The sequence below is a fragment of the Acinetobacter sp. WCHA55 genome (assembly GCF_002165305.2).
Classification (GTDB): Bacteria; Pseudomonadota; Gammaproteobacteria; order Pseudomonadales; family Moraxellaceae; genus Acinetobacter.
Genome location: NZ_CP032286.1, coordinates 1,818,135 through 1,842,552 on the forward strand (window position 1 = coordinate 1,818,135; position 24,418 = coordinate 1,842,552).

Here is a 24,418-nt window from a genome sequence, read left to right on the forward strand (position 1 = left end):
GTGTGAAATCTGTACTGGTTATTTTAACCCAAGCCAATTTGAACTCTTTGCAGGTGCATGAAAGCCTCTCTGCAACCATGGTTCTTGCGACTTTTGGCTGTGAAGTCAAAGTCTTATTACAAGATGCAGCGCTCAGTTTACTCAACAATGCTCAGTCCTTTGACCCCTTAAAACATGCTTTTAAACTGGCTTCAAACATGGTTGATAGCTTTGAATTTTATGATCTGAGTCCAATTTGGATTGAAAGCAAAAATCAAACTTCTTTCTATGTTCAACAAACAGAGCAAGAAATTGAATGTGTTGAACTCAACGCAAATTTAATACAACAGTTTGACCACGTGTTGTATTGGTAAGGAGACAGGTTATGAGCAAAACACTTTATCTCGTGCAGTCTCCATTTTCCGCAACGGAGCAAGCCCTGAACAAACTACTAAACTTGTATCAATCAGGGGATGATGTGGTTTTAATGGGAGATGCAGCTCTTTATATAAAGCATACTTTTATTCAGCAGTTAGCTTGTGTATTTGTGCTTGAACAGGATGCTGGAAATATTGCTGCTGACTATCCGAGTAACCTAAAAACCATCAGCTATACTAGCTTTGCTGAACTATGTTTAAGCCATAGCCGTTGTATCAGTTTGAAATAATTTTGAGTGTTTAGATGAATTTAGAATTAGACCAAGATGGTCATTTGGTTGATTACACCATTTGGAATCAAGAGGTTGCAAAAGAGTTAGCAAAATCTTTAGAGCTTGAATTGACTGATTGGCACTTTGAAATCCTCATGGCAGTACGTCAGTTTTACCAACAATTTGGGCATTCACCTGCAACACGTCCACTAATTAAGTTTTTAATGAAAACAGTCAGTGCAAACATCAATAATGCCATACTGCAAGAAAAGTTTAATACTGGGCTTGTAGCGCGCCATCTGAGTCGTTTGGCAGGCGTGCCAAAACCTGCAAACTGTTTATAAACTTAAGCTTGTTTAACCTCTGATTGAACAGCTAAAGCATCGACATAAACCTGTGTCGGTATCGCTTTGATATCTTTGGCATATATCGCATCACCACATTCGTTACAAACCAAATGTGGCTGAATGCTATGTCCGCAGGTTTTATGGATAAATTGCACGGGAGGGCCTAAGCCCTCGTCCATCCATTGATCGGCCCATGTTGCCATGGACATCAGCACGGGGTATAAAGCCAAACCTTTTTCAGTCAGACAATATTCAAAGCGCTCTTGGCGATCTGTATAGGGTCTTTTCTCCAAAATATCATGTTCAACCAAGCGCTTTAAACGCTCAGAAAGCACATGACGTGTGACACCTAAGTTTTGTTGAAAACTTTCAAAACGGCGTGCACCCAAGAATGCATTTCGTAAAATCAACATCGTCCACCGATCGCCAATCACTGACAGCGTTCGTGCAATTGAACACGGTTGTTCCCCGATCTCATCCCATTTCATTGTAAAAAAACCAAGTATCTCTTATATCTAACGTTAAAAGATTTAAGACCATAAGAAAAGCTCTTTTTATCAAGCTTTTCTTATGCTTTTTTCACATTTAAGACGGCTCAAAGACATCTGAACGTTATGAAGACTTAAGCACAGCTCATTTCAGCCTTTTGAGGTTGGTCAGGGATCATAAAGTCTTCCATTCCCAACTCACCACTTTGATATTCATTGAGACGTTTTTGAATGACATAATACAGCGCTTTTTTGTGCGCTTTTGACAGGTTCATCTGTTGAAGTTGCTGCTTCAGATGCCCTAACAACACATCCACAGGCTGACTCTCTTCTTCCATCAAATACAGATAGCCAAAAATCGCACCACTTAATAGCGCTTCAAAAGCAAACCCATTCGAAACATTGTATGCGACCGATGAAAATACACGTTCAAATGCACTCAACTTACGCAGTGGATCACGCCCAACCCGACTACACGGATCTTTATAGGCATACTGGCAAGACTGATCAAAACTTCGCGCTAAGCGCGTTAAATCATTTTTGCGTTTTGGCAGGTAATGCGTCAGACCCTGCGTCACTTCTGCAAGCAGTTTTTCAACATAATACTGCACTCGCGGATCGCCCATCGCTACTCCAATAGTCTGATGCCCGAGTAGGCTTGCATACCATGCAGTCATGGCATGTACGCCATTCCATAAACGGTTTTTAATAAGTTGAATATCTGAGATTTGATCTACCAATATCATTTGACGCATTTTGCTGAGTAAGGGACTTTTGTTTTCCACATAGATCGGCATATCCATTTCAGCGTTGAAAAGGATTAAATCCATATGCTGTAAAATATGACTCGGTTGGAAATTTTGTCTTAAATCTTCTACATATTCACTGGCACGGCGCTCTTGTTCTACACTGAGCTTACTAACATCTTCAACCTCAATTTGATTACTCTCGTCATCAAGTTGATATTGCTTAAAAATATTGTATTTAATACACAATTGACGATATAGATTTTTATCGCTCAGCTTAGACACCATACGGTTCACTACTGTATCGCAGAAATAGTGTTGCTCTAAAATAAAGTCAGCTACAGCATGGTCTGTTAACTCAACTAATGCTTTACGTACCTGCTCAAGAACTAACTGCTTAGCACCAATTTTATTTAAGATAATTAACAGCGTCAGTGGAGTTTTAACTTGCTCGTCTTGCGCCAGATAGCGTGCATAGAGGCCCTGTGCAATGGTTGCAGCTTCACTGGCTAAAGCATTTTCAGCCAAACAAATCGCAATTAAACTCGACTCGACGTACATGGCATGCATCTGTTGCAAGTCTTCAGCATCGATAATATGCATATTTTCAATACGCTCATCATAAGACACTTGCCCATAGCGAATACAATACGCCCCAAAAGCGTTTACAGCTGAACGGTATAAACTGTTTCGGGTAGACGCATAAATTTTCTTAGGACGCGTATAACCATCCCAATGCGACAAAATTTGTGCAATATAGCCTCCGCCAATGGCACCAAATCCATGAATTCCCACGGTCAGTTGATTTAGAGTTTGTGGAAAGCTTTCTTGTAAATTGGGCATTTCCAGATGCGAGCTGTAGATATCTAATTCCGTTAGATAGTCATACATATTTTCAAAATAATAATTGGCGTGTGCCAACATATTTGTATTGGGTTCTTTAATATCTTTGAACAGGACACAAATCCCCCCAGCATCATGTGCCGAGCGGATACCATTCTCAGAGTCTTCAAACATAAAACACTGTGCAGGTGCGAGGTTCAGCTTTTGTGCCGCACTTAAGAAAATTTCAGGATGTGGTTTCCCCTTTTCAACCTCATCACCACACACTAAGACGTCAAAAAACTTATAAACATTGGCATTGATTAAATACTCTTCAGCAATCGCTCTTCGACTAGAGGTCGCCACAGCCATACGTAATCCTGCTTTACGTAAGCGTTCTAAAACTTGTACTAAACCTTTTTTAATCGGCACACCATATTGGCGTACTGTTTCTAATTCTAATTCATCTGCCCGCTTACGAATCTCAGCATAGGGAACTTCCTGTCCATATTGCTTTTGCGCCAAGGCCTCCGCGCTTCTTGCACTTAAGCCTAAACATGCCATAAGGTAGGCATCTGAAAACTCTACCCCAATCAGCTCTTTGGACGCCTGTTTCAAGGTTTGAAACCGTAAACGCTCAGTATCAAACATTGTTCCATCCATGTCAAAAAGCGCACCATGCACAACATCATTCTTAAATTTAAACATTTAGCCTCCGTTTTTATGTTTACACTTAGACTATACAAAAATCGGGCACAGAGACTCTGATCTGATTTTATGAAACATATTTGTTTATTTATTGACCATAAAATTAGTATTAAGACATTTTTTTGTAGTTATTAAGTAATATTGGGTAACCCAATTGTAACAATAATGGTCATTTTTTAATAAAGTATTTCTAAAAACAAGACATCTAAAAATGAATTTGATCTTTATATTCATCAATGATCGATAACCATGCACGAGTTGCAGGATTCATCACAACTGTAGAATTCCATGCCATATTTAAGTTCCACCGCAAGCTTGGCTGTTCCACTAGACTAACGCTGAATTTTGCGCGATCTAACTGCTCACAATAAATTTGTGGTAATAAAGCAATACCGACACCTGACTCGACCATTTTGGCAATAAAGTCCCACTGACTACTTTTGCATAACACTTTAGGTTCAAAACCAGCCGCCATTGCAGCATCTAGAATCACATGGTTTAAACTAAAGGTGTCTGCATATAGTAAAAACGACTCTTCTTTGAGTTCAGCGAATTGCACCACATCGCGCTTTCTCCACTGTGAAGCGTAGTTGGAAAGCAAATACAACGGTGAATCTATAATTTGAATACCTTGAATGCTGGGTTTTAACTCGCCCAATAAAATCCCAACGTCAATTTTTTTAGCCAAAATGGCTTCTTCAATGCCTGTTGCACCGACTTCTAAAAAGTTCAATTCAATGTTGGGATACAATTTGTGAAACTTAACGATTAAAGAACTCAGTAGTACTGAACCTAAAGGTGGTAACCCCAATTTCAGCACACCTTGTTTCAGCCCACGAATTTGATCCGCCGCTTCAAAAATCTGTTGCTCCTGCTGCAAAATCTGCACAGCATGTAGATAAACCTGTTCTCCCATATAGGTCAGTTTGACTTCTCGCTTGCGCCCTGCTTCACCTTTATGAAATAGAGGCAGTCCTATCTCGTCTTCTAATTGTTTTAAAGATTTGCTAATAGTGGGTTGAGTCACAGATAGCTCCTCCGCTGCAAGACTAAAACTGTGACTTTTCACCAGTTGCACAAATATTTTTAGCGCTTTAAAATCCAAAATTATTCCAATTAAGCATAATTATTATTTTATTATTCATAATTATAAGATGAGGTCAAACTTAAAATAACACCAACAACTTATACTCTGTGGTCTTCCAATGCGTTCGTTCAAATTGCCTTATCGTTCTACTCTTCAAGTAGGCTTGTTGATTGGGATTTGGTATCTCGGAACGCTGATACAAGCCGCCCTATCTTTACCAGTATCAGGTGGGGTTGTGGGTCTCACGCTTTTGCTTATTATTCTGTTAACTGGTCTATTTAAACTGGACTGGATTAAATCGGGTTCGGATTTGCTTTTAGCTGAACTGTTGTTGTTTTTCATTCCCTGTATTATTGGCTTAATCAAATATAAGCATCTTTTTCTCACCCAAGGTTGGCAACTGGTTTTATCCATTTTCCTTGGGACTATTTGCGTCATGACCTGTACTGCTTACTGTGTTTTATTGGGCTTTAAGCTTGAAGCTAAATTTCAAAAAAAGCCGAAACAGTCACCTCAGCTAAATAGTCAAATATAAGGAACGATCATGCATATTCATTTCGTTGCCTTAATCTGTTTTATAGGAACTATACTGGCCTATCTTTGGGGTAAAAAGTTTTATCAGAAATACCCTTATGTGTTGCTTTCACCAGCGGTTTTTATTCCTTGTCTGATTATTTTATGTCTAGTAATTTTCAACATTCAGTATGACAACTATATGTACTACAGCAAATGGTTGGTCTGGATGTTAGGCCCTGCAACGGTCGCATTTGCCATCCCAATCTATGAATATCGCAAAGTCATTCAGCAGCATGCTTTTTCGATTGCTTTAGGCATTATCGTGGGTATGTTGGTTGGTGTAATCAGCTCCTTTTACTTGGCACGTTTGTTCCATTTCGATGCTGTGACCAGTTATAGTTTGATGAGCCGCTCTATCTCTACCCCTTTTGCCATGGAAGTCACGCAAGCCGTCGGAGGCTCAGTCGAACTGGTGATTTTATTCACCGTGATTACGGGTATCATTGGTGGCCTCTTGGCTAACAGCGTATTGCTTGTTCTAAAACTGGATTCTAAATTTGCTCAAGGTGCATCCTTGGGTAGTGCCGCACATGGTTTTGGTACCAGTACTGCTTTCAGACGTCATAAAGAAGAAGGTGTCGCGGCTTGTCTCAGTATGGTTTTAGCCGGTATTTTCATGGTGCTGTTTGGCCCAAGTTTAATTCATGCTGTCGTTTATCTTCTTGGTTAAGCATCCTTGATCAAGGATCTCATGCCACGCTACTGAGATCCTTGTTTGCTTGTATGTGTTTAAAGCTAAAGTACAGCATTAGCCCCGTCATCAACGCCAATAGAAAATAATAGGGTAAATGCTGCTTCCACTGATATAAGCCTGTACTTAATAACGGTGCAAAAACAAAACTCAGTGCTTGCGTAGCTGTACATAAACTGGCTATTTTAGTTTGTAGCGTGGTTGGTGCAGTTTGAGCTGCACCTGTGGTGAAAGCTGGGATTAAACAAGCCACGGCAATGCCATAAAAAACATAAGCCGCTTGGAAAATCCAGATCTGACTAGCACTCAGTGAAAGCATTAAACCAAAAACCATCGTCACAAGACCTACCCAAAGTAATTGTTTGATTGACCATTTAAACCATTTTGAAATCGCCAATTGCATCAAAACGAGTGCTATCCCCACAATCAATGAACACTGAGAAAAATACATTGCACTTTGATAGGTATCGAAATGGAAGCGATCTTGGATATAAAAACCAGCGGTTAAATTCAGGGTGACAATCGCAACATATAAGCTAAAACCCAGCAACAACCAAATCCCTAATTTTGACCATTGCAATTTTTCTGTCGGCAGAGTGTCTAATTTCACCGTAGTATCCGCTTGTTCCTGTACCTGTGGCGCTTGCTTTGCTTGAAAACCAAGTACAATCCAAACCGCCATACCCGTTAAAATAGCTACGGCACCCCAAAGTGGTGTCAACATACTCCATGTCAGTAATAATGTCGTCGCCAAAGGCCCAATGACAACACCTATACTGTTTAGTGCGCCAAACTTGGCCATGTTCTGGCTACGTTCCTGCTCACTTTGAAACGTCGTCATGACATAACTTTGCAGTGCAATTTGTGGCATTGCCATAAAAAAGCCCGTACTGGCACGAGTCAATATGAGTAAGCTAAACAAAACAATAAACGACATGGAATAACTCAGCCCGTAACTGAGAACACCTGCAAATAAGCCCCATGTCAACGCCATACCAGTGAAACCAACACTTAATAGTTGATAAATGCTGAATTTTTGGGTTTGCTTAGCGATATAAATAGCAGAAACTGCCATGACTAATGCCCCAGCCGACACCAATGCACCACCTTGCAGCTCAGTCAGCCCTAGTTGCCGAATAAAGGGCGCAAGCAAAGGTAAAATCATTGAGAAACAGGCGCCATTAGCAAGACTACCTGCAATAAAAATATTGTTATTGCTATTCATTTTATTATTTGAACCATATTTTAAGGCGAGACTACAAAGTTAAGAGGTAGCTGAGCGCTACCTCTAGACATACAGTTAGTATTTTAATGTGTAGCTCAAACCATAGGTTCGACCTTGAGCTGCTAAGCTTGAAATAGCCCCATAAACCGACTCAACCGATTGACTATAGACTGATTTGTAGTCTGTATTCCACACGTTATACACACCAAAGCCGACCGTACCAGGACCTGCTTTTGCATTGGCAATAACATCCATCGTTGCAAAGCCTTTGATTTCCGCAGGAACCGTTGAGCCATATTTTATAGCATCTTTTTTAGCTTTATCCGTACCACCAATAGCTAAGGCTTGAACACGTAGACTCATGTCATTGCTAAACTGCCACTCAGAAAATGCTGTGCCTTTCAGTGGCGCAACACGAATTGCGTCTAGTTCTTGCCATTTCCCAGCAGTATTTTTGAACTGTCCACGGGTATACGCCATGGTTCCACCCACTGTCCAATTTGGCTGTAGTCGATATGACGCATTTCCTTCTACACCATAAACGCGCTCATCTGTATCTAAAACTTCAATGGTATAGTTTGGACGACCAAACTTTAAACTTTTATCTGAGTCATTATAAAAAGTGGTCATGCCCGCATTTAGACCATTTGTAGCTTGCACACGCCAACCCAACTCGTAGTTATTCACTTTAATTGGGTCAATGGTTTGGCTGTTGACTGTAAAACTTGCAGGTACATCACGAAGCATACGTTGAATATCAGGTAAATTTGAGCCTTGGGAAAAGTTTGCAAAAATTTGTTGAGCATCGCTTAAGTGATAAACTGCACCCACATTAAACAATGTCGCGTCATGCTTTACTTTACCGCCATTTAAAGTCTTGGCTTGGTAGCCTGGTTGCAAGTCAGCGGTAATTGCCTCTAAATAAGGCGTTGATTCATCCACTTGGCTTTCTACACGTTCATAACGCACCCCTGCTTTTAAACCTAAGCGATCTGTCACATCAAAGTCTGTTTGAATGAAGGTACCCAACTTTTCTGTTTCGACATCTGGGCCAAAAGCATAATAATTAAAAGGCTTATAATTTAGACCGTTACTAGCCACAAATGCAGCACTATCGTACATTTGAATATTTTGTTCATCTTGTTCATTTTCATAGTCAATACCATAGCTGAGTCCCAACTTCCGACCATTTAAATCAAATTGTTTCTGCAAGGCAACTCGCGCACCGTAAACATCAATATCTGTTTCCGACTGATAAACAAGATATAAACCACCTCCCATAGCCTGAGCAGAAGGAAACCAGCGTGCTTGCTCATTCCGATAGTACGCTTCAGCATTTAAGGTATGCCCCAATACATTTTGATTTTCATATTGCGTATTAAATGCGTAGCGTTCGGTTTGCGGTTGGGTCTCTAACTGCATGCCTTTGACCGCAGCAAGACTGGCAGTATAGGTTGGGTCACGTCTTAAATAGGCTAAACTCGGACCATAGTCAGGACCATATTCGCTGTCTTGTTCGTCATTAAAATATTGAGCACCAAAACTCAAACTTTGACTATCTGAAATATTCCAAGTCAAACGACCATTAATATCCAATGTATCCGTATCTTGACGGTCTGTTTGCGCAACTTCAGGCCCAATACGGTTACCATGGCTATCCTGAATTTCACCACGAGTGGTATAACTGGCACCGAAAGCCCCTTGTAGCGCACCTTGGTTAAACAAAATATTTTGTGATGCTTCATAAGCCATAGCATCTGATTTAATGTTATTACCCGCTGTCACCCCAACTTTGCTTTCAAAGCTAATTGGGTCTTGACCACCACGTTTGGTAATAATATTAATAATCCCGCCCGTTGCTCCCGAGCCATAAATACTGGTCGCCCCTGAAACCACTTCAATACGCTCAATCATAGACGGTTGAATGCTATTTAACTGACGTGACCCATCGCGATAACCTGTTTGCGGAACACCATCAATCATGTATTGCACCACACGACCACGCATGGTCATACCATAGTTTGAGGTCGTTCCACTACTCGGTGTCAGAGATGGAACTAACATTCCCAAGATATCTGCAATACTCTTTCCTGCATTGGCCTGTTTTTCAATTTCAGCTTGATCAATGCTATAAACTGTCCCCGCAATATCCGCAATGCTCTTTGCAGAACGAGTTGCTGTCACCACAATCGGTGCCAGTTGTGTAGCTTCTTTTTGTTTAGCTTCAACACGGCTTGTTTGGCTATCTAATGTTGTAGTGACATCATCTTGTGCATACAACTGTGTACATACAGCAAGTGTTAAACAAGTCAACTGCATAGGTAACATAAAACGGCTCATATCTTTTTCCTTTTATTCATTTTCTTGATTCAAAAATTTTGTTGAGTTTTTTGATGACGTGAAATGATGTATTGGCTCAGCAGTACACTGACCACAGACGCAACCGCCAATACCATATAAAAATTGCCATATCCGAGTGATTTGGCTAAAAATCCCGATGTAGCTCCCCCGATGAAATAAACCAGCAGCTCAAAACACACCAAAATGGTGAAGTCCGTGCCTGCCTGTTCTTTAGAGCTGCTCTGCATGAAATAGGCATAGAGTGAAGTCATTGCTACATAACGAATCGCAAGCATGACAATCACAAATCCCCCCAAGAGTAAATGCCACTGGTTTAACCAGCCCAAAACAATGGCTGCGCCAATCACTCCATACAACACCGTTCGACACCACCCCGCCCAAATAAGCAACTGAGTAGCTTGCAACTTTTTCAGAAGAAATGCTGCCGTAACGGCAGCGAGCAAACCCATGCCTGCACCAATCACAGACATCAGCACCCCAATTTGAGCAAGCGTCCATTTTTGGTCAATGAGCATCGGATTGAGCATCGCCATTGCAGGTGCTTCAACCACGCGATAGCATAAAATCAGTGCTAAGGCCGATAAAATCTCTGGCCGTTTAAAAGCACGGATTAAGCTTGGAGCTTGTTTAGCGATATTCGCCTGTTCACTTGCATTCTCTTGAATGTAAAAAACAGCAAACATGGTCAATGCTGTCATGACTGCTAAACACACCAATGCGCTTTCCCAGCCGTAATATTGGTACAACCATAATGTTGCCGCACCACCTAACATACTCCCCAAAGCGACCCCAATACTTTGTGCCATACTGCCTAGACGGTATTCGGACTCTGAAAAAGCTTCAACGGTATAGCCATCAATAGCAATATCTTGAGTCGCAGCAAAGCTTGAGATCCATAAACCAATCACAACAAATACGATCAATCCGTAAAAGAACTGGGTAAAAGCCAAGGCCAGAACGCCAAGAACCAATGCTATTTGAGTAAAAAGCAACCATGTTTTTCGTTTCCCTAACTTCTTGATATAGAGTCGGTCAATCAGTGGTGCCCATAAAAATTTAAAAGCCCATGGAATATAAAGCAGTGACAACATTCCAATCCAACGTAAATCCACCCCCTGATGTCGCAAAATAGCGGGTAATGCCACATTGTAAAAATACAAAGGCAAGGCATGCGCCAGATATAAAACAATAACAACGGCTAGGCTCAAAGCTGAGATTTGGCGTGTTGCTCTTTGTGAATTTAGGTTTTGCATATCCACCTCTGCACTGCCCATTGCAGTGCATCAGAATGATCAAGCGTGACGTAATAAGGCACCCGCCACGCAGCATGCAGTGCGGGTGTATTCAGTCGTTGTTGATCTGCCGGGTCTTGTGCGATTCGGACTAAACCCAAGCAATATTGAAAAAAAAGCTGTTTGTATGTTTTGTACCAAGCCGCTTGCAATTGACGGTATTCTTCTGGAAATTCCGTACCAACGTCGGTTTGCATGACCAAAGCAAAGTGCTGTTTTTTTAAGAAAAAACGTTCAATTTGGCTGAGCCATTGTTCAAATTCGGCGACTGTAACATCCTCCGAAAATCGCATATTCATGATGTGTATATGTTCTGAGCTATAGCTCATGTAAATTCCTCAGTCCTATTGAGTGGGTTGTGGTTTTGCATAAATGCAGTTGAATGAGTTAAATACCCTCCAAATTTTTCATAGAATTTATGTTTAAAGCAGTAATACAACATGGCTGTTTTTTCAGGCATCGGAATTAGGCGCTGTGCCTCATAGCACATTTCTTCCACTACTGCTGCATAAGGTTTAACAGTATGGTCAGGCTCACCAACAATTTTTTCGGATGGCGCATTCTCAAAAATGTAAAAACCCAACAAGCGCATTACTGGGCGCAAGTAGCCCTTGCCGAAAGCTGACTTTTCACCAAACAGTAAGTGCCAACCAAGGTCTAAAGCATCGCCATCGTAATAACGCCCAAGGCGGTCACGCTTGCCTTCATAAATTTCGGTATAGCCCACATCCTGCCCATCCACCCCTACGATCAACAAACGGTGATGATCATCAGCCAGCATTTTTTCAAAATAAACAGCAAGGTCGATTTCCGACTTATTCAGCTGCCACTGCGGTATAACGTGGGGCTCATGCATCCATTTATGTAACAGTGCTAAGTCCTGGGGGTATTGCACTTGGCGCAAGTAAAATTGCGTCTCATTCTCATAGTATTCATAAAAATCGGGAAGTTGCTGTGACAGTGTTTTCATGTGGAAGCCTTCTAATTTTTTAGTGTTTTACGATGCGATACGCTTTGTGGTTGTATCTTCTGTTGATTTCGCCACCTGTTCTGACCAGCGTTTTAAGGTTTCAGGGCTGACTGGATTGGCAATTGGATCTAAAAATACAGGGACAGGACGTTCTGCTTCGTCGTTGTAACTAGTAGTAAATAGACGTACTCGGTTTAAACAAATTTTTTCAAATTCGGCTCTAAACATGGCAAATTTTTCAATACGTTCTGCCAACTCTGGATGCGACTGATGAAACGCCTCAATCACTGATGAAATGGTCTGCCAAAACTCAACTTCACTATGCTCAGGATAGTCTTGTAGGAATACATTACAGATATAGCGGTAATGCACCATAAACAGCCCAGTGAAAATAAAATGACTGAGTTCCTGCGCAGGATGTCGCAGTAAAATTTGTCCCTCAATAGGTAAACCTGCCAACTCTGGGAAGTCTTCATCGACCAAGTTGACATCATCAATAAAGTCTTTCAGCACCATTTTCTGCGGTACGCCATTGGCGTGAATCAGCATGGTATTTTCCCCATGTGGAGAAAAAGCCAAGCCATATTTGTACAAGCAAATTAAGAGTGGCGTGACCGATACTTCGGCAAAGCGTTTTAACCACTGTAATGGACTCAAACCCGAGGCCTGAACCAGCACAGCTAATATTGACTGTCCGTCGATGTCACGATGTAATAAAGCCGCTTGAGAAAGTGCCTGTTCACCAGTTCCAATCACTGGGTCTATACTTTCACGCCATAAGCATCCAAACAGTTCTTTAAACTGATAAGGCGCACCTTCAATCTGATCGAAACAAGGCTGATGAATAGTCAAAGTTGCAACTTCACCTAAAAATACAACGCCTGACTGCTTCAAGTCTGGATCTTGAGATTGAATCTGCTTTAACCAAGCTGTGACGGCTGGAGCTGCTAAGTTTCGTTTAGACGGTAACCCGCGATATACCGCCGTATTGAAGATACTGACAGGCAATTTGACATAATGCCGCTCAGGCTGACTAATATTGCAAAGCGTGCGAATCGACTGCATCGGCACGTAGTCATCGTCTCCAATACCTAACTCGATAATACGCTGATCTACAATTTCATTGGCATAGGTTGGCATTAACCATTGGTGCCACTGCCATGCATGTACGGGAATGAGGAAATAGTCACGACAAGAACAGCCTCTGTCATGTAATTTTTGTTCAAAATTTGCAAGTTCTTTTGCACTTAACTCATGTTGATAAAGTGTCCCTGCTTGCCACTCCTTGGTAGAACGGAACTCTGCTAAATCACGATGGACTGCTAGCCACAGTACTTTTACAGTTGGCGAAAGTTCAGGAGCTGCACTTAAGTAGTCATCATAACCAAAACCCATCCGACCTTTACTCATAATTAACCACGGATGACCACGGAGCATACCTTCAATTTCATAATGCGATGCGGTCAATACCGCTACACTGCTTAAACGACTTTCATCAAATAAATGCGCTTCAGCTAACCATGTATTGTTCATTTCTTTGATCAAATACGCCTTAGTAAAAGGCTTAACTTCAGTTTGATTTGAAAAGGCGCGAATAAAAGTATGTAAGTTCCATGCAGGAATATCCTCAACCGCACCCAACTCGCGTACCGAACCCTCCTCAATTTGCCAATGTCCCAATAAATAGTTCTGAGCTTTAAAGGTATAGCTTTGATCATCCAAAAGAAGTTGATAGCTGTGGTCTCTTAAATGAGTCACTTGAATAATTTCTTCATATAAAAATTCAGCAATCGCCATTTCGATTAAACGCTGTCCTGCTGAACGCCACTGTTTCTGATTCACTTGAAGTTGTGCAAAGTTCATATTATTTTCTCGAATGTATAGGCCGTCATAGATGGATGTAGACCTGTTTGTATTTTTTGCTGTTCAGTATTTTTGGACTTGGATAAAGAATGAACTGAAACTGATACCCTCTGAGTGGATATGCCATGCTGCACATACACTTCGGGGTTTAACTCAGGTTTAAAGTGCTGGAAAGTCTGCTCATTACTTCCTATTTCATAGAGCTGATAACCGAGCAATTGATTGGCAATCGTCGCTGCTCGAAATGCACCAAGTCCTAAGTCTGGTGTACCAACACCATGACTATGCATCTCTTGGTTTTGCACAAAAATTTCGCCCATCGCACTATGCTGTAAACGATAATCTTGACTGACTTTCCAGCGCCCCATTTGATCGGTTGCAATCAAAGGTTTTAAATATTTCAAAAATGAAAACTCAGGGCTGTAATAACCTGTGGATGCAACCACAAAGTCAACATCCATATAGAAGCGCTGTTTAGTTACCGTATGTTCAAGACTTAATCTGATGTGCTGACTTTCCATCAACTCAGCATCAAGCAACTGAATTTGCGCATGCAAATGTGTTTTTTGCGGGGTAGATGCAATACTACGGTGATAGAGCCTTTGGTAAATATCTCGTATGGTTTTGGCACTAATACCTTTGTACAACAACGCTTGATCTTGTAACTGCGCAGCTTTTTGTGACTCCGAAAGCGTGTAAAAATGCTGGGTATAGTTCGGGCTAAAATGTTCCAACCCCAAAGGGGCATATTCCATCGGGAAAAAGCCATTGGAACGCGTCAGCCAGTGCAACTTGAAGTCTGCTATTTTGGTACGATCATGTTGATACTGCTGATCGAACAAATCCAAGAAAACCTCAGCAGAAGACTGGCCAGAACCTAAGACCACGACATTACCTTTTAGTTTTTCTTTTTGATGTGTCAAATAGTCTGATGAATGAATACATTTCTCAGGAACTTGCTGCTGTAACTTATGTAAACAATCAGGTAAATAAGGCAAGTTACCTGAACCAATTACTAGGTTTCGGCACAAGTAACGGATAAAACGGCCACCTTGTTCAACCACGACCTCATAACCTTCACTTTTAGCATAAATGGCCTTAACTGTTGATTGGTATTGAATATGACTGAGTTGATCTGCCACCCATTGGCAATAATGGTTGTATTCACTACGTGGAATGTGTTGCTGTTCAAGAAAGTAGAACTTATATAAGCGCTGTTGTGTTTTTAAATAATTCAAAAAACTCAACGGGCTAGTCGGATCGACCATCGACACCAGGTCTGCCATAAATGGAACTTGCAAAACTGTATTGGGGAGTTGCATACCTGCATGCCAGTCGAACTGCGCTTTTTTCTCAAAGAACAGATAGCTTAATTCCGTCTTTTCATGCAACAGACTGGCAAGGCTTAAGTTAAATGGCCCAAGGCCAATCGCAATAAAATCAAGCATAGAGAGCATCCTCTTGTTTGATACATAACGGATTGGCTAACTGAATATAGACCGACTGATTTTCAACAGCTGCTATTAATTCATCTAGTTCATATAATCGGGTCAACAAGTTGCCCTTATAGGGTAAAGTCTGCTGATACAACAAACTCTGAATTAAACTACTCTCTGGATATTGTTTTAAAAGCTCCAATAGATATTGCTGAAGCACTGTAAGTAAATCGTGTTCACTTATATAGCCTGTTGCACCAATGGCATTAATGATGCCGAATAAGGTATTACCAAAAAAATAATAACTAAAACGCTCATCAACAAATGCCTTTGGGCCAACCGCATGAGCTTTGTCATTCAACTCTGGGAACTGTTGTAAAATTTCAGTTGCAAACTCTTCGATATAATAAAAGCCTTGATTGTCCCGTAGCCATAGCCACTGTGGCCAGCCATCTTTCAACTCAACCAAGACATTTTGTTGATGCGACTCAAAGGCCATACCATAACGATGATAAACGTACATGAGTGGGCTCAGACTGATATTTAAGAAAGCCTTAAACCAGTCGTGGGCAATTTGTATTTTATCATCTCGCCTGTGTTGAACTGCGATTTGCTCAAATAATGCGTTAAAACGATTGCGTTCTTTTATAGGATGGTCCTGACATAATGAAGCAATACATGTCACTTGCTGTTTTAGATCAAATGGCTGATCACGCACGATACAGATTGTTTCATCAATAATTTCACCATCTAGCTGTAGAGCAATCCATGCAGGATCATTGACCGCTTTTAGGCTTGGGCATTGTTTTAAAATATCTCGGCCCAATTCACTATGCCAAAGCCGATGCGTCTTTTCACCGCGATGGCATTCTTTGGCTAAGTTGACACGTATAGAGTTAGTAATCATCACTGAAAGCGAAGGTTTCAGCATCCACGGCGCACTAAAACTAGCTAGAGTGCGAACAGATGTTGTTGGTGAGAAGAGCCATGCTTTTTCACCCAAGTCGATAATTTTCAATTTCGTTTTTAAACGTTTAAACCACGCTTTACTTTGTAAATAGCGGGCTTGCCACGGATGTAAGGGTAATAATTTATAATGTGAATAGGTAGACAGCGTGACTCTTTCGGCTTCTGAGAGATGCCATTGAATTTCTTGCTTCAATTGTTCTGAAAAAGGGTTCTCAAGTGCTGTTCCTTCAGCAATATATTCGGGTGCTACTAGCCAATAGTGAAGTTGAGTTTGTCCTCTGGCTTCAGGTGAATATTTCTGCCAGTCTTCATGTACAAAGCCTGTTCTGCTTTTTGGCGCAGGATGCATGCTATGCCCTAAAATCAAAGCTTGTTCAGATGCGATAAAACTTTGCTCAGCCTGAACAAGCTCGTCAAAATCATCTGCTCGGATATTTAAAAACTGTTGTAAAGCATCACGGCTTTGGATCCAACGCTCTAATAATGAGGCTGCGTCTACTTGACCTTGGGTTTGCTGAACCAACTCTTCTAGTAGCAGACTGACCATTGCAACTGAGCTAAAGTTAAGCTTCTGACCTTTTTGAAAAATTTGAGGCAAAGCAGCAATACGATGCCGCCCAACACGGCTGACATAGCTTAACGGAACAAAAAGCTGCGCTTGAATTAAATTGAGTGGTAAAGATAACAGCGTCAAACCTTGGCTAAACGCGAGTTGAGTTGAGTTTTGTTGATACTTCTCAAGCAAATTAGAATTGCCTGTTTCTTGTGAGTATGCATTGACTAGATGTTGCATCGCCAAGCGATTGGCTTGCTCTTTCATCTGACCATATCCTCTTATAAAAGCTTATTCCAAGCTCATTTCATGTAATTATGTTTCTTAAAGGTGTTCACGTTGGCCAACGCTGTAAAACATGCTAATGGTAATTATTATCATTTATCTTTGCAATTTTGTTTGCTTTTGGAAAAACCACATAAAAAACAACATAAATTATTGTTTTATATTTATTTTAAATTATTAATCAGTTTTTTAAATATAGAGTATATGAAATTACACCATAGCTTTAAATGATAGTTTATGAATTTATAATTGATCTGAACTATAAATTTTCTCTATCTTAGATTGAAAAAAGCCCACTCAGATGACCTGAATGGGCTCTAAAATAAACTAAAAGTAAACGCAAGATTCGCTGTTTATTCATCCAACAAATCAGCAAAACTAGCAGAAAGTACTTTGGCCAAATCCTGAGGCTTTAAACCGATATCCAATCCACGTTTACCGCCACTGACATATAGTTTTTCCAGTTGTTCCGCGCTTTGGTCAATTACAGTTTTTAACTTTTTTTTCTGCCCTACAGGACTAATCCCTCCGACCAAATAACCTGTCAGTCGTTCTGCATCTTTAGGATCGGACATTTTTAGTTTTTTTGCCCCCACTGCCTGCGCCACTTTTTTCAAGTTCAACTGATGATGTACAGGAAGAATTGCAACAAAATAGTTTTTTTCATCGGTCACTAACAGTGTTTTAAACACCTCTTCGACACGTAAGTTTAATTTTTCCGCAGCTTCGAGTCCGAAGCTTTTGGCATTGGCATCATGCTCATATTCATGAATAGAAAATTCGATTTTATTGGCTTTCAAAAGTTTGGTTGCTGGTGTCATTACTGTTCAATATTTTCATTACATACATCGCAGTATAAGCCTTTTAAAAAGGAATGTTTAGCGGTAGACCCTTACATGAGCATCGAACTTACAAGCACTCAGTAAAGCAATGACTGTAAGTTCGATGTCAACCATGTATTCAGCTTGTTATCGCTGAAATATCGTCGCCTAGTCAGCACTTAATCCGAATTTTTTAAAGATTTGAGCACGGCGCTTAGGCAAGATATTGGCTTTGGTCAAATCACCTTGGTAGTGATCAAACACCCGTTGATCCATCATTTTAAACCACAGCTTTGGAATTAATGCTGGAATCAACATGGTGGCATAACCACTCGGTAGCTCTGGGGCTTCATCAAAATGCCTTAAGGCCTGAAATGGGCGGGTTGGATAGGCATGATGATCTGAATGGCGTTGTAGCTGATATAAGAATAAATTCGTCACAATGTTGTTATTATTCCAGCTGTGTTCAGGCATGGTTCGCGCATAGCTGCCATCTTCTTTTTGGCTACGCTTTAAACCATAGTGTTCAATATAATTAATAATTTCGAACAGACTCACCCCATAAAATGCCTGTGTCACCAGATATGGCGCTACTTTTTTACCAAACAATTTCAACATGATTGCATGAAAGCCCGCACTCATTGCCCATCCATGAAACAGTTCATTTTCTTTGCAAAAAAAAGACAGTCCTTTTCGTTTTAAGCGTTTATGTTCAATTTCAACCGCTGACTTCAACCCGCCGAAAACAGTTCGTGGCCAAAACTCATAAAAAGTCTCGCCCATTTTCGATGAAGCAGGATCTTCGGGTGTCGCAGCACGTTTATGGTGTCCATAAGGGTGCTCTATACGGAAATGATTGTAGACCAACGGCGCTAAAGTCATATGTGACCAATAATGATCTGATTTTTTAGGACGATGGCACAACTCATGTGCTGTATTTACTGCTACTCCATTAATTGCCCCCATGGAGACACCCAATAATATTTGATCGAGCATTGATACATTTTGGCGGGTCACCACATAACCTGCAAACAGGTTGGCTGCCATTTGTAGCGGAATGAACAATTTCACAATACGGTCATAGTACGGGTCATTCACCAAGACCTTAATTTCATCATCTGAAGGGTTGTTCTCATCTGCACCAACCAAAGCATCGACCGCTGGAATGATGACATGTAATAATAGTGGCCCACCTAAGGCAAATATTTTCTTAGTGGGTTTTGGACCAAAATGATAGCCCGCTAAAATGCCCATGCCAATCACAGGAAGCCCAGGACTCAAGAGCCAGCCAAAACGCTTTTTATCCATCCCTGCTGCATTTTTAACGACTACGCTAGAATTCGTCATTTTCACTGATGCATTCATTACCATTCTTCCAATTTTCTTGTTATGCCTTTATATTTCTAGAAATGGGACATAAAAAACAGTTGCTAACGTCCAAGAAAACAGCGTAATCGTCCTTGACCTCAAATGACTAAAATTGACCCTAAATCAAATATCAAGACCCAAAAATAAAGAATAGAAATCGTAACGTATGGATGCTTTAAGTAAAATTTTTGAAGATATACACCTCAACCAATCTGAGTACCTCTACCTTAAACCGTATGGTGAGTGGGCTTTTCGCTATAGCGAACAATCCACCATGATGGCCTATGCGGTATTACAAGGTGATTTCAATATTTACCTAGAAAACAAACAAAGCATACGAGTGGAAGCAGGTGATCTGATCTTACTCCCTTCGGGGCCAAGTCATGAATGTCGGTCATCAAGCAAAGACCAACTATTAGAAGTATTCGATATTTCTGACTTATTTGCTCAAAACCAACACAAAGAAGTCACTTTTGGAAGTGATACGACACAACAAAAAACCGTAATCTTGGCCTTACATGCACATATGGACCCTATTATGGCGCGTCCGTTGGTACAAGCCTTACCCGCATTTATTCACCTGCAACACCAAGACCTCAGCACGGTTCCTGAATGGTTGCAAATTGGATTGCAGTTTCTCGCTCTAGAAGTCCAACGCATACGCCCGGGTCGCGACAAAATTTTGGATCATTTGGTGAGTATTTTATTAATTGAATGCGTACGTGATTATATTGACGCGCTGCAAGACTCGAACAATTGGCTGAGTGCTTTATCTCATCCTGAACTAGCCAATGCCCTTGCTAAAATTCATGCAGAACCTGCACAGCCTTGGACAGTTGAGTCCCTTGCAGAACAGTGTTGTATGTCACGATCTAAATTTGCCACATTGTTTAGCCAAATTTTAGGCACCAGCCCTTTGGCTTATTTGCAACAACATCGTCTGCGTTTAGCCGCCCAATACCTGCGCAATGGACAAGGCACAATTCAACAAATTGCACATCGGGTCGGATACAACTCAGAAACGGCGTTTAGCCAAAGCTTTAAACGACAGTATCAAATGAGCCCAAGCCAATATAGAAATCATCCAAACCCAACTTAGAATGCTCGTCCGTAATGATTTAATAGCAATCTTCACTCTACTTATGTCTTTCTGTGCCCACATAAATACCTTGAACTTGCAGACAAAGATTAGCATCTTGTGAAAATCACACTATAATATCCCGCATCCTTGCTAGAGATGGCTTCAAACCACTGCTTGTTTGTTCTTTTTCGCTCTAGCCACACTTTTTTAAGTCCAGTTTTCATCCGTGATTCGGCTTATTTTTCAATATTTCATCTCTTGTATGTCCATGCTGACATATAAGAAAATTTAGGTGCCAGCATGGAAATCAAGGTTAATTATCTCGATAATCTTCGCCAAGAAGCGAAGTTCGATGATTTTACAGTCATTGCCGATCAACCGATTCGCTACAAAGGTGATGGCTCTGCACCCGGTCCATTTGACTACTTTTTAGCATCTTCTGCGCTTTGCGCGGCTTACTTTGTCAAAGTGTACTGTTTGGCACGTGACATCCCAACCGACAACATTCGCTTGTCTCAAAACAACATTGTTGACCCTGAAAACCGCTATAAACAAATTTTCAAAATTCAAGTTGAGCTCCCAGCGGATATTTCAGAAAAAGATCGCCAAGGTATTTTGCGCTCTATCGACCGTTGTACGGTTAAGAAAGTGATTCAAACAGGCCCTGAATTTATTATTGAAGAAGTAGAAAGCATTGATGCTGACGCACAAGCTCTACTTATTCCAAGCCTTGCTTCTGAAACCAGCACCATCATTGCGGGTAAAGACCTGCCTTTAGAAGAAACCATTGCCAATATGTCAGGTATTTTGGCTGGTCTAGGCATGAAAATTGAAATCGCTTCTTGGCGTAACATTGTACCGAATGTATGGTCTTTACATATTCGTGATGCTCAATCGCCAATGTGTTTTACCAACGGTAAAGGTTCAAGCAAAGAAAGTGCTTTAGCTTCTGCGCTGGGTGAGTTCATTGAACGTCTGAATTGTAATTTCTTCTATAACGACCAGTTCTGGGGTGAAGACATTGCCAATGCCGAGTTTGTGCATTATCCAGATGAAAAATGGTTCATGCCAGGTCCAAATGGTGAAATGCCAGAAGGCGTTCTGGATGAATATACACTTGAAATTTATGACCCTGAAGAAGAACTATTAGGTACGCATTTATACGATACCAACTCAGGGAAAACTGAACGCGGTATTTGCGCTTTGCCTTTTGTTCGCCAGTCTGATGCTGAAGTGGTTTACTTCCCATCGAACTTGATTGAAAACTTATACCTCAGTAATGGAATGAGTGCAGGAAACACCTTAGCTGAAGCACAAGTACAGTGCTTATCTGAAATTTTTGAGCGTGCGGTTAAACGTGAAATTTTGGAAGGTGAACTGACCCTGCCAGATGTGCCACAAGAGGTTTTAGCGAAATACCCAAGTATTCTAGCGGGCATCCAAGGTTTAGAAGAGCAAGGTTTCCCTGTACTGGTTAAGGATGCTTCTCTAGGCGGTCAATACCCTGTCATGTGTGTGACCCTTATGAACCCACGTACAGGTGGTGTATTCGCGTCTTTCGGAGCACACCCAAGCTTTGAAGTTGCACTTGAGCGTAGCTTAACTGAACTACTGCAAGGTCGTAGCTTTGAAGGTCTGAACGACTTACCTCGCCCAACATTCAGCTCAAATGCAGTCACCGAACCTAATAACTTTGTTGAACACTTCATTGACTCAAGTGGTGTAGTTTCATGGCGCTTCTTTAGTGCCAAATCAGACTATGAATTTGTCGAGTGGGATTTCACCAATCAAGGCCAAAACTCAAATGCTGATGAAGCTGATGAACTGTTCAGTATTTTGGAAAACATGGGCAAAGAAGTCTATATGGCCATTTACCAACATTTGGGTGCAACAGCCTGCCGTATCTTGGTGCCGGGTTACTCAGAAATTTACTTGGTTGAAGACTTGGTTTGGGACAACACCAACAAAGCGCTACTTTACCGTGAAGACATCCTCAACTTACACCGTTTAGATGACGAACAGCTTGAAGCACTAGTTGAACGTTTAGAAGAATGTGAGTTAGACGACTATACTGAGATCAAGACGTTGATCGGGATCGAGTTTGATGACAATACCGAATGGGGGCAATTGACTCTGCTAGAACTTAAACTACTCATCTATCTTGCATTAGAGCAGTTTGAGGAAGCAAAAGACTTGGTTGAGGCATTCTTACAATACAATACCAATACCGTTGAACGTGGTCTGTTCTACCAGTGTATGAATGTCGTGCTCGAAGTGATGTTGGATGATGACATGGAACTGGAAGAATATGAAGACAACTTCCGCCGTATGTTCGGTGACGAACGTATGGATGCGGTAATAGGCACAGTTGAAGGTCGTATTCGTTTCTATGGTTTAACAGAAACCAGTATGAAGCTTGAAGGTTTAGACCGTCACTTACGTTTAATCGACAGTTATAAAAAGTTACACGCTGCACGTGCCAAAGCTGTTGGACTAAAACCTTAAAATAAAAAGAAACAACCCAAATACGTTTGGGTTGTTTCTCACTGCACTTTTACTATGTTTTAAAGAAAATTAATCTAAAATATTTAAAATCGCCTGTACAGGGTTTTCACTATTGCCTGCAAGTAACTGTTTATGCATCGTAATGTGTTGCATGGCTTGAATCTGTGCGGTTTCAATATTCATTAATTTTTCAATTTCAGCCGCCAATTTCTCAGGCGTTGCATCTTTTTGGATTAACTCTTGTATCACTTTCTTGCCTGCAATAATATTCGGCAATGAGTAATAAGGAATCTTGATCAAGAATTTCACCACATGATAGGTGAGCCAATTCAACTTATAGAAGGTCACCATTGGTCGGTGTAACAACATAGCTTCTAAGGTTGCTGTACCCGATGCCAAAGCCACAATATTAGCGGCGTTCATCACTTGGCGTCCAATTTTAGACTCGGTGCCTGAGTTTTCAAGCAAATCAATTTGGTCGACCAGTGCTTTTGGATACTGCTTAAGCAAAGCTTCGATTTGTTGCTTACGTGCATCGTTGATCGCAGGTATCACAAAGCGGTAGTTTGGATATTTGGCATAGAGCAATTTTGCAGCATCTAACACCAGTGGACCGAGCTTTTCAATTTCACCGCGTCGACTTCCCGGCAGTAAAGCAATATGCTTTTGGGTCAGATCTAAACCCAGTTCTTCTTTGGCTTGTAAAATTGGGTTTTCCAAAGGCAATTGGCTAGCCAAGGGATGTCCTACAAACGCAGCAGGAACATCCCATTTTTTATAAAATGCTTTTTCAAACGGAAATAAACACAACACCAAATCAATGGAGGCTTTGATGCCATGCACTCGTCCCTGACGCCATGCCCAAACGGAAGGACTAACGTACTGCACAGTTTTTATGGGTAGCTGTTTTTGCTTTAAACTTTTTGAAAGACGTAAATTAAAGTCTGGCGCATCAATCCCTATAAATACATCGACAGGATGAGCAGTCCACTTGTCTACCAGTCCATCACGCACAGCAAAAAGTTTTTTAATGTCTTTAAGAACTTCAACCAGCCCCATAACAGACAAAATGTCCATCGGATAATAGCTCTTGAAACCCTCTGCAATCATTTGTGGGCCGCCAATGCCCTCAAATTCTGCATTAATTCCTTGCTCACGAAAACTGCGAATAAGTTTAGCACCTAAAGTATCGCCTGATACTTCACCCACTACAATTCCAATTTTAAGTTTCCGATTTTGCAAAGTACTATTCCTTATTTTTCAGCCCATGCATCATAACATAGCGTCTTTTGGGATGGGTATTGGTCGACTCTTTCTATTTGAACTGCAGAAATAAGATGAATGACTAATTTGACACATCTAAAGAATACGAAAAAAAGTTGGGTTAATTTAAATTTTCGATCATTTAAATATTGCGCTAGAGACCTATAAGAACATAGAATTACTGAGAATCATTATCGTTATTTTTATCTGTGCTTGGTTGCTCTATTTACACTGCTCAATCCCAGTATTTTGACTACGTAGATTGCTTAGATTCGTAATAGAGATAATTGTGCTTTGCTTAAATATTAAATTTAGGCTCAATGCATGGTGAAT

21 protein-coding genes are annotated in these 24,418 nt (G+C 40.9%); 7 read left to right on the forward strand and 14 right to left on the reverse strand.

Going from position 1 to position 24,418, the window contains the following annotated elements; translation table 11 throughout:
- Positions 1-2 precede the first annotated feature (2 nt).
- From CDG62_RS11640 to CDG62_RS11650, 3 genes are read left to right on the forward strand one after another with little or no spacing between them, the layout of a single operon-like run.
- Positions 3-353, forward strand: a complete 351-nt coding sequence (locus tag CDG62_RS11640) for a hypothetical protein (RefSeq protein ID WP_087528655.1) — start codon at positions 3-5, stop codon at positions 351-353.
- A gap of 11 nt (positions 354-364) precedes the next feature.
- A complete protein-coding gene (locus CDG62_RS11645) occupies positions 365-646 on the forward strand; it encodes a DsrH/TusB family sulfur metabolism protein (RefSeq protein ID WP_087528654.1) in 282 nt (93 codons plus the stop codon).
- A 14-nt stretch (positions 647-660) separates the two neighbouring features.
- Positions 661-972, forward strand: a complete 312-nt coding sequence (locus CDG62_RS11650) for a TusE/DsrC/DsvC family sulfur relay protein (RefSeq protein WP_087528653.1) — start codon at positions 661-663, stop codon at positions 970-972.
- Between the two features lie 2 nt (positions 973-974).
- Here CDG62_RS11650 and CDG62_RS11655 read toward each other — a convergent pair whose 3' ends face one another.
- The 3 genes from CDG62_RS11655 to CDG62_RS11665 form a co-directional block, all read right to left on the reverse strand.
- Positions 975-1,463, reverse strand: a complete 489-nt coding sequence (locus CDG62_RS11655) for a winged helix-turn-helix transcriptional regulator (RefSeq protein ID WP_087528652.1) — start codon at positions 1,461-1,463, stop codon at positions 975-977.
- A gap of 134 nt (positions 1,464-1,597) precedes the next feature.
- The gene (gene mtlD, locus CDG62_RS11660; RefSeq protein ID WP_087528651.1) at positions 1,598-3,739 is read right to left on the reverse strand and encodes a bifunctional mannitol-1-phosphate dehydrogenase/phosphatase; all 2,142 of its coding nucleotides are present in this window, start codon (positions 3,737-3,739) and stop codon (positions 1,598-1,600) included.
- A gap of 205 nt (positions 3,740-3,944) precedes the next feature.
- Positions 3,945-4,844, reverse strand: coding sequence for a LysR substrate-binding domain-containing protein (locus CDG62_RS11665; protein WP_087528650.1), 900 nt, complete (start codon positions 4,842-4,844; stop codon positions 3,945-3,947).
- A gap of 100 nt (positions 4,845-4,944) precedes the next feature.
- On the opposite strand from CDG62_RS11665, the gene CDG62_RS11670 reads away from it, so the two are divergent.
- The gene (locus tag CDG62_RS11670) at positions 4,945-5,361 is read left to right on the forward strand and encodes a CidA/LrgA family protein (protein WP_087528649.1); all 417 of its coding nucleotides are present in this window, start codon (positions 4,945-4,947) and stop codon (positions 5,359-5,361) included.
- 9 nt (positions 5,362-5,370) lie between these two features.
- A complete protein-coding gene (locus CDG62_RS11675; protein WP_087528648.1) occupies positions 5,371-6,072 on the forward strand; it encodes an LrgB family protein in 702 nt (233 codons plus the stop codon).
- Positions 6,073-6,091: 19 nt separating this feature from the next.
- Here CDG62_RS11675 and CDG62_RS11680 read toward each other — a convergent pair whose 3' ends face one another.
- The 10 genes from CDG62_RS11680 to CDG62_RS11725 all read right to left on the reverse strand — a co-directional run bounded on the left by CDG62_RS11680 (position 6,092) and on the right by CDG62_RS11725 (position 19,233).
- Complete coding sequence (locus tag CDG62_RS11680; protein WP_087528647.1) at positions 6,092-7,318, reverse strand: MFS transporter; 1,227 nt, start codon at positions 7,316-7,318, stop codon at positions 6,092-6,094.
- 75 nt (positions 7,319-7,393) lie between these two features.
- A complete protein-coding gene (locus CDG62_RS11685; protein WP_087528646.1) occupies positions 7,394-9,658 on the reverse strand; it encodes a TonB-dependent receptor in 2,265 nt (754 codons plus the stop codon).
- A gap of 29 nt (positions 9,659-9,687) precedes the next feature.
- Positions 9,688-10,932, reverse strand: a complete 1,245-nt coding sequence (locus CDG62_RS11690) for an MFS transporter (protein WP_087528645.1) — start codon at positions 10,930-10,932, stop codon at positions 9,688-9,690.
- Positions 10,920-11,300 (reverse strand): hypothetical protein, encoded by a 381-nt coding sequence (locus tag CDG62_RS11695; protein WP_087528644.1) that lies wholly within the window; start codon positions 11,298-11,300, stop codon positions 10,920-10,922. The genes CDG62_RS11690 and CDG62_RS11695 overlap by 13 nt, the downstream gene beginning before the upstream one ends.
- Positions 11,297-11,941 carry a GNAT family N-acetyltransferase gene (locus tag CDG62_RS11700; protein WP_087528643.1) on the reverse strand — a complete coding sequence of 215 codons (645 nt, stop codon included), beginning with the start codon at positions 11,939-11,941 and terminating at the stop codon, positions 11,297-11,299. Before CDG62_RS11700 ends, CDG62_RS11695 begins: the two co-directional genes overlap by 4 nt.
- A 27-nt stretch (positions 11,942-11,968) precedes the next feature.
- A complete protein-coding gene (locus CDG62_RS11705; protein ID WP_087528642.1) occupies positions 11,969-13,804 on the reverse strand; it encodes an IucA/IucC family protein in 1,836 nt (611 codons plus the stop codon).
- Positions 13,801-15,252 carry a lysine N(6)-hydroxylase/L-ornithine N(5)-oxygenase family protein gene (locus tag CDG62_RS11710; protein ID WP_087528641.1) on the reverse strand — a complete coding sequence of 484 codons (1,452 nt, stop codon included), beginning with the start codon at positions 15,250-15,252 and terminating at the stop codon, positions 13,801-13,803. The genes CDG62_RS11705 and CDG62_RS11710 overlap by 4 nt, the downstream gene beginning before the upstream one ends.
- Positions 15,245-17,029, reverse strand: a complete 1,785-nt coding sequence (locus tag CDG62_RS11715) for an IucA/IucC family protein (protein WP_087528640.1) — start codon at positions 17,027-17,029, stop codon at positions 15,245-15,247. Before CDG62_RS11715 ends, CDG62_RS11710 begins: the two co-directional genes overlap by 8 nt.
- Positions 17,030-17,400: 371 nt before the next feature.
- Positions 17,401-17,868 (reverse strand): Cys-tRNA(Pro) deacylase, encoded by a 468-nt coding sequence (gene ybaK / locus CDG62_RS11720; protein WP_087528639.1) that lies wholly within the window; start codon positions 17,866-17,868, stop codon positions 17,401-17,403.
- A gap of 168 nt (positions 17,869-18,036) precedes the next feature.
- Complete coding sequence (locus CDG62_RS11725; RefSeq protein ID WP_087528638.1) at positions 18,037-19,233, reverse strand: alkane 1-monooxygenase; 1,197 nt, start codon at positions 19,231-19,233, stop codon at positions 18,037-18,039.
- Between the two features lie 169 nt (positions 19,234-19,402).
- Between CDG62_RS11725 and CDG62_RS11730 the strand changes: the two genes are divergently transcribed.
- Entirely contained in the window at positions 19,403-20,335 is a 933-nt protein-coding gene (locus CDG62_RS11730) for an AraC family transcriptional regulator (RefSeq protein WP_087528637.1), read from the forward strand.
- Between the two features lie 282 nt (positions 20,336-20,617).
- On the forward strand, positions 20,618-22,822 hold the full coding sequence (locus tag CDG62_RS11735; protein WP_087528636.1) for an OsmC domain/YcaO domain-containing protein: 2,205 nt from the start codon (positions 20,618-20,620) through the stop codon (positions 22,820-22,822).
- A gap of 69 nt (positions 22,823-22,891) precedes the next feature.
- On the opposite strand, the gene lpxB is transcribed toward CDG62_RS11735, so the two are convergent.
- On the reverse strand, positions 22,892-24,064 hold the full coding sequence (lpxB, locus tag CDG62_RS11740; RefSeq protein WP_087528635.1) for a lipid-A-disaccharide synthase: 1,173 nt from the start codon (positions 24,062-24,064) through the stop codon (positions 22,892-22,894).
- Positions 24,065-24,418: the final 354 nt, after the last annotated feature.